We start from the raw sequence: 15938 nt of genomic DNA, 5'->3' as shown, positions 1-15938 counted from the left end.
ACAGGCCGGTATTCTAACCAACTGAACTACCACTCCATTAACTATTGGTGGGTGCTGTAGGGATCGAACCTACGACCCTCGCCTTGTAAGGGCGATGCTCTCCCAGCTGAGCTAAGCACCCGGAAAATTTAAGCTTCTTCAAGCCTTCACATAAAAAAACGCGCCTTTCGACGCGTTAATTTGGCGGAGTGGACGGGGCTCGAACCCGCGACCCCCGGCGTGACAGGCCGGTATTCTAACCAACTGAACTACCACTCCATTAACTATTGGTGGGTGCTGTAGGGATCGAACCTACGACCCTCGCCTTGTAAGGGCGATGCTCTCCCAGCTGAGCTAAGCACCCGGAAAACTTAAGCTTCTTGAACCGCTTCTTTCAGGTTTTTACCTGCTTTAAACTTGGCTACTCTTGACGCTTTAATTTGTATAACTTTTCCAGTTTGTGGATTTCGACCAGTACGTGCTGAACGATTACCTGTTGAGAAAGATCCGAAACCAGGTATTACTACTTGATCACCACTTCGTAACGCATCAGTAATAGTACTAGTGAATGTTTCTAAAACTCTACTTGCGTCAGCTTTTGTCAAACCCGAACCACTTGCTATAGCATCAACTAATTCGCTCTTATTCATTGCTTCCCCTATACAGTTAATCTTCCATACTTCTAAGCTAATTTAACTTTAATAATCAAATTAACCGGTCAAGTAGTTACTTCCTTGCAAAGCCCGCTATTGGCGGGCTACGAAACGAACTATACCCTGTATTAATGGGCATGTAAATCATTATTTTTAATTTTTTTTGAGCGTTTACCAACAATTTTGCCAGATTGTGCATTTGTTGTCTCATTCAGCCATGGACTACGTTGTAAAGCGAGTTCTAGCACCTGTTCAATAGTCTGAACAGGGTGAATTGTCAGCTTTCGGAGTACATTATCAGGTATCTCTTCCAGGTCTTTAACATTCTCTTCAGGGATAATGACATGTTTAATTCCACCACGATGAGCTGCCAACAATTTCTCTTTAAGACCACCAATAGGTAGCACTTGTCCTCTTAACGTAATTTCACCTGTCATGGCGACATCCGCCTTAACCGGAATTTGTGTTACTACTGAAACCAAAACCGTGCACATACCGATACCCGCACTTGGTCCATCTTTAGGAGTAGCGCCCTCCGGAACATGGACATGGAAATCATTTTTATCGTAAAAATCATCCAATAACCCAAGTTTTTTAGCGCGGCTTCTCACTACAGTCATTGCAGCATGGATAGACTCTTGCATTACTTCACCTAACTGCCCTGTATGTGTTACTTTACCTTTACCAGGCATCATTGAAGCTTCGATTGTAAGCAATTCCCCACCTACACTTGTCCAAGCTAATCCCGTAACTTGACCAACCTGATCAAATTGTTCTGCAAGACCATATCTGTATTTTTTCACACCAAGATATTTTTCAATATTATTAAGTGATACAGCCATTTTTTTTATCTTTTTATTGGATAAAATCTCTTTGACTACTTTTCGGCAGACGCTAGCAATATCACGCTCTAAGTTACGCACACCCGCTTCACGCGTATAATGCCGAATAATTTCTCGTATAGCGCCTTCACTAATATGAATTTCATCATTATTTAAACCATTTAAGACAATTTGTTTAGGCACTAGATATCGTTCAGCAATACTTACTTTTTCATCCTCTGTATAGCCTGCAAGACGAATTACCTCCATTCTATCCAATAAAGGTGCAGGTATTTCCAGAGAGTTTGCCGTGGCGATAAACATAACATCACTGAGATCGTAATCAACTTCAAGATAATGATCGTTAAAAGTGTGATTTTGCTCTGGATCCAATACCTCTAATAAAGCTGCCGCCGGATCACCTCGGAAGTCCATAGCCATCTTATCGACTTCATCAAGCATAATTAATGGATTTTTTACACCCGCTTTACATAGTTTCTGAATAATTTTTCCAGGCATAGATCCAATATACGTTCTTCTATGGCCTCGGATCTCAGCTTCATCTCTAACACCGCCTAAAGCGATACGTATAAATGTACGTCCTGTGGCATTAGCAATCGATTGCCCTAATGAAGTTTTACCTACTCCTGGAGGCCCTACCAAACATAAGATAGGACCTTTTAGACGTTTTACGCGTTGTTGAACAGCAAGATATTCGATAATACGTTTTTTAACCTGCTCTAATCCATAATGTTCTTTATCTAATAATTTTTCAGCTTTTAGCAAATCAAACTGAATTTTTGTTCTTTTTTTCCACGGTACCTCTAGCATCCAATCCAGATAATTTCGTATAACTGTAGCCTCAGCGGACATGGGTGACATCATTTTTAGCTTATGCAACTCAGCAAGTGATTTTTCTTTTGCTTCTTTGGGCATACCGGCTTTATTAATTGATTTTTCGAGTTGCTCAATTTCATTGCCTTCTTCACCTAATTCACCTAACTCTTTTTGAATAGCCTTCATTTGCTCATTGAGATAGTACTCACGCTGACTTTTTTCCATTTGGCGTTTTACACGACCTCTTACGCGTTTCTCGACATGTAATAGATCAATTTCATTCTCAATTGCAGACATCAAGCGCTCTAGACGAGTCCCCACATCTAAAGTTTCTAATAAATCTTGCTTGTCATCAATTTTTAAAGTGAGATGGGCGGCTATGGTATCGGCTAAACGACCAGGTTCTTCAATGCCAGCTAGAGGAGATAAAACCTCAGGAGGAATTTTTTTATTAAGCTTAATATATTGCTCAAATTGCGACATGAGGGAACGCATTAAAATGCCTATATCTGGCTCCTGTATGGCTGCATTCTCATCCTCCATTACCTCAAGTGCTGCTTCAAGATATCCTTCCGTCTGGTGATATTCTTTAGCTTTTGCTCGTTTTTCTCCTTCGACCAAAACTTTAACGGTTCCATCCGGTAATTTTAATAATTGCAGCACACTCGACAATGTACCTACCTGAAAAATATCACCTTCGCTAGGATCATCATTTGATGATTTTTTCTGTGCTACTAAAAAGATATGTTTGTTATCAACCATTGCCGCTTCCAGGGCCTTAATTGACTTTCCTCGGCCAACAAAAAGAGGAATAACCATATGAGGGTAAACCACTACGTCTCTTAATGGTAATACTGGTATGTTGGACATTTTTTCAGTCTCATTCGAACTTTCTTTATTTTCAATGGACATAATGAACCCTTATTTAAACAGAAAACTTAAAATTAATATTTTAAAGACTACTAACTTATAATTTAAAAGGAAGGGAGAGTTATTGCAAGAAATCAAAGCTTTATAATTAAGAAAGTCCATTATATGAACTTCTCCCCTACATTATGTGCAGGGGAGATACAGAGTAAAAATGCTTACTCTTGGCCGCCTGCTGCACTCTTCATCCCGTCTTGTTCATAAATAAGAATCGGTTTTGACGAGCCAGTTATAACACTCTCATCAACCACAACTTTAATTACTCCCTCAAGAGAAGGTAATTCATACATTGTGTCTAAAAGAATATTTTCAAGTATTGCGCGCAAGCCTCGAGCACCCATTTTTCTTTCTAAAGCTTTTTTAGCAATTGCTACCAATGCTTCATCCCTAAACTCAAGCTCTACATCCTCCATTTTGAAAAGAGATTGGAATTGTTTCGTCAACGCATTTTTAGGATTAGTTAAAATATCAATGAGAGCTGATTGATCAAGTTCTTGCAAGGTAGTAACTACAGGCAGCCTTCCAACGAATTCTGGAATTAGCCCATATTTAATAAGATCATCAGACTCTAACTGGTTAAGTACTTTAGAAATTTCATCATTTGTATCTTTTTTGTTTTTCAGTTGTGCAGAAAAACCTATACCTGATTTATCACTTCGTTCCCTGATTACTTTTTCTAAACCAGCAAATGCTCCACCACAAATAAACAAAATATTTGAAGTATCTACTTGTAAAAATTCTTGTTGTGGATGTTTACGTCCACCTTGAGGTGGGACGGAGGCAATTGTTCCCTCGATTAACTTCAATAGTGCCTGTTGCACGCCTTCACCTGAAACATCGCGAGTGATTGAAGGATTATCGGATTTTCGAGATATCTTATCAATTTCATCTATATATACGATGCCATGCTGCGCTTTATCTACATCATAATCACATTTTTGCAAAAGTTTCTGTATAATATTTTCTACGTCTTCACCAACATAACCTGCTTCAGTCAGTGTAGTCGCATCCGCCATTGCAAAAGGAACATTTAAAATACGAGCTAATGTTTGCGCTAAAAGGGTTTTTCCACTTCCTGTTGGTCCTATAAGTAAAATGTTGCTTTTTCCAAGCTCAACACCATCTTCACTTTTGTGTTGTAACCGCTTGTAGTGATTATAAACAGCTACAGACAAAACTTTTTTTGCATGTGCTTGTCCTATTACATATTCATCCAAGAAACCTGAAATTTCTTGAGGTGAGGGTAACTGGACCTCAGCTTCTTCATGTGTATCATGTGTTTCTTCACGAATGATATCATTACATAGCTCAACACATTCATCACATACAAATACAGATGGACCTGCGATTAACTTTTTTACTTCATGTTGGCTCTTTCCGCAAAAAGAACAGTATAAAACTTTTTCACCACTTCCGTTACCGGATTTACTCATACCAAACCCCTTCTTACAAAGATTATCGGTAAAGATAATATATGTAAAATATTAGTCAATCAGAAAAAGATATGCCACTGTAATTCAGTATAAACTATAGTACTCTAAAAAACATGAGCCGCATATGTAGGAGCTATCAAATTTATGAATAAATAAGTATTAGCCCCCTGGCAATTGCGGCTCAGTTTTCTAAAATTCCGCTTATAACTCTACTAGTGTCAATTGACAGTTACCTCCTGCAATACTACGTATATCAACTTAATGCAGGAAACGTAGGAAGCAAAATGAATTGCATTAACAATATCTCATCCAAATCAAAATGTCTTGATATTATACAATCAAGGCGTTTTGACTCAAGTTAACGAATCATAAAATAACTTTGGTTTAAAAAATAATTATTCTGTTTTGCTCGCTGATTCTCTATCATAAAGTACTTTATCAATAAGACCATATTCAACGGCTTGTGTTGCGCTCATAAAATTATCACGCTCTGTATCACGCATAATTTGATCAGGCGTTTTTTTAGTATGCTTTGCCATTATATTGTTTAATCGTTCTCTTACAGTTAAAGTCTCACGTGCATGAATTTCGATATCAGTTGCTTGTCCCCGATAACCACCTAAAGGTTGATGAATCATTACTCGCGAATTTGGTAAGCAGAATCTTTTTCCATCAGCTCCAGCGCAAAGCAATAAAGCAGCAGCACTTGCTGCTTGCCCTATACACAAGGTACTCACGTCAGGCTTGATAAATTGGATAGTATCGTAAATTGCCAATCCTGCCGTGACTACGCCTCCAGGTGAGTTTATATAGAGAGAAATGTCTTTTTCAGGATTTTCAGACTCAAGAAACAGCAATTGAGCAACCACTAAATTAGCCATATGATCTTCAACTTCACCTAAAAGAAAAATGATCCGTTCTTTTAATAATCTTGAGTAAATATCATATGAACGCTCCCCTCTTGAGGTTTGTTCAATAACCATAGGTACTAATCCACTGGCATTACGAATGATATTCTCTGAATAGCCTGACATATACTTACTCTCCTTTTTTCTCTGTCGCTTCAGTCGCTGATTTAGGATTCATTACTGAATCATAGTCCTTTGATTGATATTCAATTTTAGCATCTTCAGCGATTTTATCTGCAACCATTTCCTCTAAAACAAGAGCTTCGATTTCAGCCATATGCTCTTTACTATTTTGATACCAGGTACGTAACTCATCTGGGTTTTCATAAGCTCCAGCAAATTTCTCTATCATCGCGTTTACTTTATCTTTATCTGGAACAATTTGATGTTTTTTAACATATTCAGAGAAGAGTAAACCAAGATGAACACGGCGTTTAGCTTGTTCCTCAAAAAGCTCACGTGGAAAATCAGGAATTTTTTCATTTTCATGATGCTCATGTCCGAAAATTCGATGATACATGTCATGCTTTAAATGTTCAATTTCTTTGTCTATCAATGCGGTAGGTAATGGAACATCATTAACTTCCATTAACTTATCAAACATTTTTTCTCTGTTCATCATACTGACACGACGATCTAATTCACGGGTCATGTTTTCTTTAATATCTTTTTTGAGAGCTTCTACTCCCCCTTCTTTAATATTAAATTTCTCAGCAAATGCATCATCTAGCTCAGGTAGCTTTCCTTCCATTACCTTATGAATGGTGATATTGAAAACTGCCTCTTTACCTGCTAGTTCTTTATGTCCGTAGTCAGCCGGGAAAGTAACTTTAATATCGAATGGTTTCTCTTTTTTATTGCCAATAATTCCATCCTCGAAACCAGGGATCATTGCTCCTGAACCAAGAACTAATTCATGCCCCTCTGCGCTACCACCCTCAAAAGGCTTATCGTCAAGGAAACCGGTAAAGTCAATTACAACTTTATCGTCTTTTTTGGCCGCCCGAGAAACATCATCCCATACTTTATTTTGTTCACGAAGTTTATCAAGCATATGATCAACGTCTTTATCAGTGACTTCTGCACGTGATAACTCAACCTGAGCTTGGTTTAATTCAGCAATCTCAAATACAGGCATTATTTCAAACGTAGCGCTGTATTTAAAATCTTTACCTTTTTCAAGTTGTTCAGGTTCTACAGAAGGATAACCGGCGGGAACTAATTCATTTTTTTGTAATGCTTCGTATAAAGTAGACTGAACCATATCGCGAGCAACTTCTTCGCGAACGCTGTTTGAATAACGATTCGTAACAACATGTAAAGGTACTTTACCAGGACGAAAACCATCTATCTTGACTTTGCGAGCAAGATTCTTGAGACGTAAGCTCACTTCTTCCTCAACTTTTTCTGAAGGTACAGAAACTGTTACCTTACGTTCCAAACCTTTTAGGGTCTCAACCGAAACTTGCATTAATTTCACCTCATGGAATTTATAATGATAATGGTGCGAAAGGAGAGACTCGAACTCTCACGGGTCGCCCCGCTGGAACCTAAATCCAGTGCGTCTACCAATTCCGCCACTTTCGCAAATCAGGTTGGATTATCAATCAGTAATCCAGTCTTGTAAAGACCGAAATAAAATCTTTCGTGTTAAAACCATTTGTTTTTCAAATGGGGTGAACGATGGGACTCGAACCCACGACAACCGGGATCACAACCCGGGGCTCTACCAACTGAGCTACGCTCACCATAATTTTTTGCCAGAACTCTTATGAAATGATCTGGGCTGGCACGCCCGGCAGGATTCGAACCTGCTACCCTCGGCTTAGAAGGCCGATGCTCTATCCAGATGAGCTACGGGCGCAAAAAAATTGGTCGGGGTGGAGGGATTCGAACCCCCGACATCCTGCTCCCAAAGCAGGCGCGCTACCAAACTGCGCTACACCCCGAAAACCCGTCCCAAGGACAGAGCGCTGATAATACTAGCTGCCATCATTAAGGTCAATATCCTAAATCATTAAATTTTCATATTTTTTAATTTATTTCTTTTTTCGTTTACACTTAATAACCAAAGTGAGATCATTTGAATCACATAGAAAAAATCAAAGTCAACGTTTACTTTTTGAATTGATCACTCGTATCTTTTTTCATTTTCAGCTAGCATTGATAATTATTCATTTAACATCCCAAAATAATGAAAGTTAGACTGCTGCCTATCTTTGATAACCTTAATCATTTACATAGAAATCAGGAACATGTTGTACTTCCTGACGCAAGATTTAAAAACGATTTTAACTACGCCTTGAGTTTCCTTAAAAGTTATACAGGTAGCCAAGGAACATTCAATAGTTACCGAAGAGAGACTGAACGATTATTACAATGGACGTGGCTTATTAAAAATTCTACATTAGATCAATTAAAACGAGAGGATATAGAACAATACATCCGCTTTTGCCAAAATCCGCCTAATGGCTGGATAAGTTTAAAAAAGGTTCCTCGCTTTATAGAAAAAGATGGAAAACGTATCCCTAATGAGGATTGGAGACCATTTGTAGTAACTTTGAGTAAAGCGTCACTGAAGAGAGGTCAAAAACCAGCAATTGAACAATTTAATTTATCACAAGGTGCCGTCCAAGAAATATTCGCCATTTTAAGTACATTATTTAATTTTTTAATCGCAGAAGAATATTTAGTTGCCAATCCAGTAAGCTTAATTCGGCAAAAAAGTAAGTTTATTCGTAAGGCACAGCAAAATGCGCCTATACGCCGCTTAAGTCTCCTTCAATGGAGTGCGGTATTGGAGGCGGCTGAATATCTTGCTTATGATTCACCAATTAAACATGAGCGAACTCGTTTTATGTTAAGCATGTTATTTGGGATGTATTTGCGAATATCTGAGCTGGTTGCCAGCGATCGCTGGATACCAAGTATGAATAACTTTGCTAAAGACAGCAATGGAAACTGGTGGTTTACCACTGTTGGGAAGGGGAATAAGGAACGTCAAATCGCGGTAAGTGATGCAATGTTAGAGAGTTTGATACGGTGGCGTAGTTTCTTAGGATTAACCCATCTTCCTTCATCTGCTGACAACTCCCCCCTCATCCCTAAAATTCGAGGTAATGGTCCTATGAGTGATACGGCCCCCATCCGTAGAATTATTCAACAGTGCTTTGACCTTGCTGAAGAGCAATTGCGTATCAAGGGTCATGCTGAAGAAGCTGACAATTTAGCGGCAGCAACTGTCCACTGGCTAAGGCATACCGGAATTTCTGAAGATGTAAAAATCCGTCCACGTGAACATGTACGTGATGACGCCGGCCATAGCAGCAGTGCAACTACAGATCGCTATATCGATATTGAAAAAAATGAGCGACACCAATCAGCCCGGAAAAAAACTATAGAGCCAGAACCAAGTTGAATAGATTTATGATAGAATTAGAAAATTGAAAGTATAATTTTGAGCCGTAACTACGTAGGGCGCTGCATAAGCCGATTATTCTGAGTAATAGATATAGCATTCCCAATTCAGATCGACTACGCGCCACTTAAGATACTCATTAATTTAAACTATCTAGTTTGTGTCTCTAATTTTATTAATAATTAATAAGTTTATCATGCTTACTCTTCGTCAAATTACTTTAAGCCGCGGCAATAAAATTTTATTGGATAAGGTTAATGTTACTCTTTATGAAAAACAAAAAATCGGCCTTATTGGACATAACGGCTGTGGCAAATCAACATTATTTGATTTTATACTAAAAAAATTAACTCCTGATACGGGTGAGTTTTTAATAAATCCCCAACTCACTATTAGCCATTTATCCCAGCAATTACCTGACAGCGATGAATGCGCATTGGACTTTGTATTAGGTGGTGATGATGGTTATATTAAATTATGTCAGCGCTTAAAAGAAGCGGAAAAGTCAGGTAATGATGCTGAAGTATTGTTATGTCACGAAGAGCTAAACCATACTGCAGGATATAGTAAGCCCGCCCTGGCAGCAACAATTATGTCAGGACTGGGTTTTAATGCGAAACAACATCAAGCTTCGGTCAACAGCTTTTCAGGAGGGTGGCGTATGCGCTTAAATCTCGCGCGTTGCCTAATGAAACCGGCTGATTTACTTCTACTTGATGAACCGACTAACCATTTGGACATGGAAGCAATTTTTTGGCTTGAACGTTTTTTAAAGCAAAGTCCAAGCACCATTATCCTTATTTCTCATGACCGTGAGTTTCTTGATGCTTTTGTGACTCATATTTTGCATATTGAAAAACAAAATCTTACTCTTTATAGTGGAAATTATAGTTGTTTTGAGAACATTCATGCTCAACAGTTAGCATTACAGCAAGCCTTGCATGAAAAGCAACAAGCTAAAATCAATCATATGATGTCTTTTGTAAATCGTTTTAAAGCTAAAGCCACCAAAGCCAAACAAGCGCAAGGACGTCTCAAAGCAATTGCGCGCATGGAAATTATTGCAGCCGCCCAAATTGACTCCCCCTTTTCTTTTGAATTTTTTCCATGCCCACGTGCAAGCAATCCTTTAATACAATGCAACCTGGTTGACGCCGGATATCAGTCCGAAAAACCTATTTTAAAAAAAATAAATCTAACTCTTAATCCCGGCGATAGGATAGCCTTACTTGGACCCAATGGTGAAGGTAAATCAACTTTTATTAAAACATTAACCGGATCTTTATCCATTTTGAGTGGCGCAATTCACCGTTCGGCACATTTAAAAATAGGTTATTATGCGCAACACCAATTAGAACAATTGGATTGTAATCTAAGTCCAGTCGAAACAATCCAAATACTTTCTCCAGAGGTACGTGAGCAAGCTATACGCGACTTTTTGGGGGGCTTTAATTTTACAGGTGATATGGCAGTACAAACCATTCACCACTTTTCTGGCGGAGAGAAAGCTCGCCTTGCATTAGCTAAGCTTGTGTGGTTAAAACCTAATTTACTGTTGTTGGATGAGCCGACTAACCACTTGGATCTGGGAATGCGTTCAGCAATTGAACTCGCATTGCAAAGTTATGAGGGTGCATTAATTTTGATCTCTCATGATCGCCATATGTTAAAAACCAGCGTAGATAGTTATTATTTAGTTTATCAGCAAAAGGTCCAGGCTTTTGATGGTGATTTGGATGATTATTATTCTTGGTTGCAAACCAAAGACTCAATCAAGGAAATCACATCTTGTTCATCGGCAAATGATTACAAAGAAAAAAAAGCATTACAAAATCGACTGAAGAAATTAGAGCAACTCATCGAACAATATCAAACTGAAATCACTCAACTCGATACGCAACTTAGTGATGCTCGTCTTTATGAGGACAGTAAACAACAAAATAAATTAAATCAACTCTTAGAAAAACGCTCCCTCACACATTCTTCTTTAAATCGAGTAGAAGAAGAATGGCTAGAGATAGGCAGTAATTTAGAAGATTTGATTTAAGAAATAACGCCATTAGGTGTAACCCCGCATGCAATACATATAGGGTTACGGCGCAACTGAACGTAATCGCTCTAACATTGCTTTAGCCGCCAACTGCTCTGCTTTTCGTCGATTGGATCCTTGGCCAAAGGTTTGTTGCTTCATACCATTAACAGAACATGTAATATAAAAAATTTGATTGTGCTCATCGCCTTCAATTTTAGTTAATATGTATTCTGGAAGAGGAATTTTTTCTGCTTGCAAATATTCCTGTAATTGCGTTTTGGCATCTTTTAAGCAGTCATTTAGATTAGGACTTTCGAGTCGAATACGATATAATTTTAGAATTACTTCCTTTGCACAATCTATTCCACCATCCAGAAAAACAGCTGCAAAAACAGCCTCTAGTGCATCAGAAAGAATCGAGGCTCGACGAAACCCGCCACTTTTTAATTCGCCTTGACCTAAAAAAAGAAAATCACCAAGCTCAATTTCTTTAGCTAACTCGACCAGCATCTCACCTCGTACAAGAAACGAACGCAAACGACTTAATTGACCCTCGCTTTGTAAGGGGAACCGATGAAACAGTTCATTTGCTATGACAAAGCTTAATATAGAATCACCAAGAAATTCAAAACGCTCATAGTTTTCACTGCCCACACTACAATGAGTCAACGCCTGTTTGAGATATGCACTATTTTTAAAGTGATAGCCTAATCGTCGGCATAAACGTTCTAAATCAATTTTCACTGCCTGCTACCACCTCTTCAGTATGATTAAAATCAAATAATAAACTCACATTATATATTAAAGGCTTTATCACTTTATATTTTAACCTGACCATAAATTTATTAGCCCCGAGAGGTTCTATAGTTAATTGATTTTCATTTAAGCTTTTTATTCCATTAATATCAAGATGTTTATCCAAAGCACTTTTCAACTCATTAATATCCTGCATTGAATCCCCCGTGAAATTTGATGCGGGAATTGAATTCAAATCATTAATCGACCTAATTATAGAATAATATTGCAAATAAACAGGTATAACACGCATGATTACTGTTGCGGCCATAACGATTGCCACTATAGTCAGTATTGTCCCTATAAAAGTCATTCCCTGCTGTTTATTCATGCACAATTCCTCGTAACGATCAAAACTAATCCTTAGGACTTAATTTATAATAATCTTGATTTTACTTCTTACCTAAGGGATTAATTTTCCAATTTTTGACCAACGTACATTATCTGTTTTTCCATTCCAGCTCATCCAGACCAAAAATGCTTTTCCTCTTAAATAAGGTTCAGGTACAAATCCCCAAAACCTGCTATCTGCGCTATCATCTCGATTATCACCCATCATAAAATAATTGCCTTCAGGAACGACAATGTCAAAATCTACAGCAGGGACATCTGTCCTTATAAATATGTCATGTACCGCTCCATTCAAATTTTCTTGATACTTAGATACTGCTTTTCCAGAGCTCTCATCGATTGTGTACTCAACAAAGGTCTGTTTTGCTTCCTTTCCATTTACAGTTAATATCTTATTGTGATAACTGATTTTATCGCCCGGAATGCCAATCACCCTTTTGATATAATCATAAGATGGATCAGGGGGCCAGCGAAATACAGCAATATCGCCAACTTTAGGGTCGGATATGGAGATAACTTTCTTTTCCCACACGGGAAGCCTCAAGCCGTAAATAAACTTATTCACTGCCACAAAATCCCCAACCAATAAGGTTGGCTCAAGTGATCCAGATGGTATACGAAACGGCTCAATGAGAAAAGAACGCAAAATCAAAACAATAAAAAACACAGGAAAAAATGAACGCGAATATTCAATAATCTTAGTCGGTTGTTGATCCTGTCCGCGTTTTTTTGCCCAAAATAGGATATCAAGCAGATAGATAAATCCGCTGATAAAAGATAAGACAACTAGTATTAAAGCAAAATTCATAAACTTAGTTCCTAAAATGTACGCCTATTTCTTTTTATCTGTTTGAAAAACAGCCATAAATGCTTCTTGAGGTATTTCCACATGACCTACTTGTTTCATACGCTTTTTGCCCGCTTTTTGCTTCTCCAATAATTTTCGTTTACGTGTCACATCACCACCATAGCATTTTGCAGTAACATTTTTACGTAAAGCTTTAACTGTTTGTCGAGCAATAATATGACTTCCCAATGCTGCTTGAATTGCTACATCAAACATTTGTCGTGGAATCAAATCACGCATTTTTTCTGCAATTAATTTACCACGGCTATGTGCCGAAGAGCGATGAACAATGACAGAAAGAGCATCAACACGTTCACTGTTGATCAAAATATCCATTTTTACTAAATCTGCTTCCTGAAAGCGCAGAAAATTATAATCTAATGAAGCGTATCCACGGCTAACAGATTTTAAACGGTCAAAGAAATCTGAAACCACTTCACTCATAGGAATATCATACGTTACGGAAACCTGCCGACCACTGTAAGTCATATTTACCTGTACACCACGCCGTTCAATACACAGGTTGATAATAGAACCAAGATAGTCTTGAGGTACCAATATATTAGCTCTGACTATAGGCTCATACATTTCTTTAATCTGTGGAATTGGTGGAAGAAGGGATGGATTATCAATAAGTAACGTTTCCCCTTTTTGCGTCACTATTTGATAAACTACCGTGGGTGCTGTAGAAATTAAGTCTAAATTATATTCTCTTTCCAGACGTTCCTGCACAATTTCCATATGCAGCATCCCTAAGAAACCACAACGGAAACCAAAACCTAATGCTTCTGATGACTCAGGCTCGTAAAATAATGAAGCATCATTTAAACTTAATTTAGCTAAAGCCTCCCGAAAAGCCTCAAAATCATCAGCACTGATAGGAAATAAGCCAGCATAAACTTGAGGTTTAACTCGTTGAAATCCAGGCAGCTCTTTTTCTGCAGGATTTTTTTCTAAAGTCAATGTATCACCAACTGGAGCCCCTTGGATTTCTTTTATTCCAGCGACAACATAACCTACTTCCCCTGCATTGAGCGCATCAAGTTTAGTGCGCTTTGGAGTAAAAATACCTACTTGATCAACCTCATAAGAGCGACCAGTAGACATCACTCGCATCTTATCACCTTTGCGTATTGATCCATTAACGATGCGTACCAAAGAAACTACACCAAGATAGCTATCAAACCATGAGTCAATAATTAATGCTTGTAATGGGGCATTGATATCACCTTCGGGTGGGGGAATATGTTTGACTAATGCCTCAAGCACATCCTCTACTCCCAAACCAACTTTGGCACTTACTCTTATTGCATCGTGTGCATCTACACCGATAATATCTTCAATTTCAGAAATAACGCGTTCTGGTTCTGCTTGTGGTAAATCAATTTTATTAAGCACTGGCAATACAGACAATGATTGATCAATTGCGGTATAACATACCGCAACGGTCTGTGCTTCAACGCCTTGAGCAGCATCAACAACTAAAATTGCCCCCTCACAAGCAGCAAGTGAACGAGACACCTCATAGCTAAAATCCACATGGCCCGGTGTATCGATAAAATTTAATAAATAGGTTTTACCATCTTTTGCCATGTAATTTAAGGAAACACATTGAGCTTTAATTGTGATTCCCCGTTCTCGTTCAATGTCCATAGAATCAAGAACTTGTGCACTCATTTCACGTTCAGTTAAACCGCCACAAATTTGAATAAATCTATCAGCCAGGGTTGATTTACCATGGTCGATATGGGCAATAATTGAAAAATTACGAATTCGCTTTAAATCACTCAACTGTAATAACCTTTTTGCAAATAGCGCATTTTAGCTTAAATATGCCCGGGCTGAAAGTATTTGCTAATGCATCATATTTTTAATAAAATTTGTTCCTTCGTTTTAAAATATATAGAGTATGCTATGAGACGAGCACATAGTCTGGGGTTTATTGCACTAATACTGTTCTTTTTCTCTTTTTCAACTTATTCAGATACTGCATTTACACAAAGAAAGGATGTCCAACTTTTTATTAAAAGCATGGTGAAGCAATACCATTTTAGTGCCAGGGAACTAACCGCTACTATGAATCAGGTGGTAATTCAACCTCAAATTATCGAGTCCATGGAAAAACCTTATGAAAAGAAAAATTGGGATGTATATCGAGATATCTTCTTAACCCCTGCCCGATTAAATAGTGGACTAAATTATTGGGTAGCGAATAGAAAAGCTTTAGAAAAGGCACAAAAAAAATACGGTGTTCCTCCAGAAATTATTGTTGCAATTTTAGGCGTAGAAACTTTATACGGAGAAAAGCAAGGTGAATACCGAGTTCTTGATGCCTTGGCAACACTGGCATTCAACTACCCAAAACGCTCCCCCTATTTCACCAAGGAGCTAAAAGAATACTTACTTCTTTGTCGTGAACATGGAGTTCCTGCAACACAATACAAGGGATCTTATGCTGGTGCTATAGGCCAACCTCAATTTATGCCAAGTAGCTATCGTAATTTTGCTGTTGATTTTAATAATAAAGGTAAACGTGACTTAGTTACAAATAACGATGACTCTATAGGAAGTATTGCAAATTACTTCTATCATCATGGCTGGAAATCAAATGATGGAATTGCACAGCATGCTGTATTACGAGGAAAACAATATAAGTACATTCATATGAATCCTAGAACAGCGAATTATTCTTATTCACAATTATTAGCAAATGGAGTAAGGCCTGTAACAGCTGCGCATAATCATCCCTCAAGAGCCGGTTTAATTGAACTTACTACTGCTCAAGGAAATGAATATTGGATAGCCTATCCAAACTTCTTTGTCATTACTCGTTACAATTCAAGCCCTCAATATGCGCTTGTAGTTTATTTATTGGCACAACAACTAAAACAGCACTGGACAGCAATGAATCACAAAAAACATAGAGCTTATACTTAG

General features: G+C 38.1%; 12 protein-coding genes and 7 tRNA genes. 3 read left to right on the top strand and 16 right to left on the bottom strand.

Annotated elements, in window-relative coordinates; all coding sequences use genetic code 11:
* Positions 1-45 precede the first annotated feature (45 nt).
* The 12 genes from EKG34_RS01650 to EKG34_RS01595 all read right to left on the bottom strand — a co-directional run bounded on the left by EKG34_RS01650 (position 46) and on the right by EKG34_RS01595 (position 7507).
* Positions 46-121 (bottom strand) — tRNA-Val (locus EKG34_RS01650).
* Positions 122-181: 60 nt separating this feature from the next.
* Positions 182-258 (bottom strand) — tRNA-Asp (locus EKG34_RS01645).
* Positions 259-267: 9 nt separating this feature from the next.
* Positions 268-343, bottom strand: a tRNA-Val gene (locus tag EKG34_RS01640).
* 7 nt (positions 344-350) lie between these two features.
* Complete coding sequence (locus EKG34_RS01635; RefSeq protein WP_003631985.1) at positions 351-629, bottom strand: HU family DNA-binding protein; 279 nt, start codon at positions 627-629, stop codon at positions 351-353.
* Positions 630-760: 131 nt separating this feature from the next.
* Positions 761-3202 carry an endopeptidase La gene (gene lon / locus EKG34_RS01630; RefSeq protein WP_003631986.1) on the bottom strand — a complete coding sequence of 814 codons (2442 nt, stop codon included), beginning with the start codon at positions 3200-3202 and terminating at the stop codon, positions 761-763.
* A gap of 173 nt (positions 3203-3375) precedes the next feature.
* Complete coding sequence (gene clpX, locus EKG34_RS01625) at positions 3376-4650, bottom strand: ATP-dependent Clp protease ATP-binding subunit ClpX (protein WP_003631987.1); 1275 nt, start codon at positions 4648-4650, stop codon at positions 3376-3378.
* 395 nt (positions 4651-5045) lie between these two features.
* Positions 5046-5684 carry an ATP-dependent Clp endopeptidase proteolytic subunit ClpP gene (gene clpP, locus EKG34_RS01620; RefSeq protein WP_003631988.1) on the bottom strand — a complete coding sequence of 213 codons (639 nt, stop codon included), beginning with the start codon at positions 5682-5684 and terminating at the stop codon, positions 5046-5048.
* A gap of 4 nt (positions 5685-5688) precedes the next feature.
* Positions 5689-7029 carry a trigger factor gene (gene tig / locus EKG34_RS01615; protein WP_003631989.1) on the bottom strand — a complete coding sequence of 447 codons (1341 nt, stop codon included), beginning with the start codon at positions 7027-7029 and terminating at the stop codon, positions 5689-5691.
* A gap of 31 nt (positions 7030-7060) precedes the next feature.
* Positions 7061-7145 (bottom strand) — tRNA-Leu (locus tag EKG34_RS01610).
* Positions 7146-7230: 85 nt separating this feature from the next.
* A tRNA-His gene (locus EKG34_RS01605) sits at positions 7231-7306 on the bottom strand.
* 39 nt (positions 7307-7345) lie between these two features.
* Positions 7346-7422 (bottom strand) — tRNA-Arg (locus tag EKG34_RS01600).
* An 8-nt stretch (positions 7423-7430) separates the two neighbouring features.
* Positions 7431-7507, bottom strand: a tRNA-Pro gene (locus tag EKG34_RS01595).
* 245 nt (positions 7508-7752) lie between these two features.
* Here EKG34_RS01595 and EKG34_RS01590 point away from each other — a divergent pair.
* Both EKG34_RS01590 and EKG34_RS01585 read left to right on the top strand, forming a co-directional pair.
* A complete protein-coding gene (locus EKG34_RS01590) occupies positions 7753-8976 on the top strand; it encodes a tyrosine-type recombinase/integrase (RefSeq protein ID WP_003631990.1) in 1224 nt (407 codons plus the stop codon).
* Between the two features lie 196 nt (positions 8977-9172).
* Entirely contained in the window at positions 9173-11023 is a 1851-nt protein-coding gene (locus tag EKG34_RS01585) for an ABC-F family ATP-binding cassette domain-containing protein (RefSeq protein WP_003631991.1), read from the top strand.
* Positions 11024-11068: 45 nt separating this feature from the next.
* Here the strand turns inward: EKG34_RS01585 and rnc are convergent, their stop codons facing one another.
* The 4 genes from rnc to lepA all read right to left on the bottom strand — a co-directional run bounded on the left by rnc (position 11069) and on the right by lepA (position 14792).
* The gene (gene rnc, locus EKG34_RS01580) at positions 11069-11752 is read right to left on the bottom strand and encodes a ribonuclease III (protein WP_003631992.1); all 684 of its coding nucleotides are present in this window, start codon (positions 11750-11752) and stop codon (positions 11069-11071) included.
* Positions 11742-12134: a DUF4845 domain-containing protein gene (locus EKG34_RS01575; RefSeq protein ID WP_003631993.1), complete on the bottom strand. Its 393-nt coding sequence runs from the start codon at positions 12132-12134 to the stop codon at positions 11742-11744. The genes rnc and EKG34_RS01575 overlap by 11 nt, the downstream gene beginning before the upstream one ends.
* A gap of 72 nt (positions 12135-12206) precedes the next feature.
* A complete protein-coding gene (lepB, locus tag EKG34_RS01570) occupies positions 12207-12962 on the bottom strand; it encodes a signal peptidase I (RefSeq protein ID WP_003631994.1) in 756 nt (251 codons plus the stop codon).
* A gap of 24 nt (positions 12963-12986) precedes the next feature.
* Positions 12987-14792 carry a translation elongation factor 4 gene (lepA, locus tag EKG34_RS01565; protein WP_003631995.1) on the bottom strand — a complete coding sequence of 602 codons (1806 nt, stop codon included), beginning with the start codon at positions 14790-14792 and terminating at the stop codon, positions 12987-12989.
* Between the two features lie 123 nt (positions 14793-14915).
* Here lepA and mltB point away from each other — a divergent pair, with 123 nt between their 5' ends.
* A complete protein-coding gene (gene mltB, locus EKG34_RS01560) occupies positions 14916-15938 on the top strand; it encodes a lytic murein transglycosylase B (RefSeq protein ID WP_003631996.1) in 1023 nt (340 codons plus the stop codon).

The organism is Legionella longbeachae (assembly GCF_004283175.1).
Lineage (GTDB): Bacteria > Pseudomonadota > Gammaproteobacteria > Legionellales > Legionellaceae > Legionella > Legionella longbeachae.
Note: the sequence above shows the minus strand (reverse complement) of the source record. Positions and strands in the feature narration are given on the sequence as shown.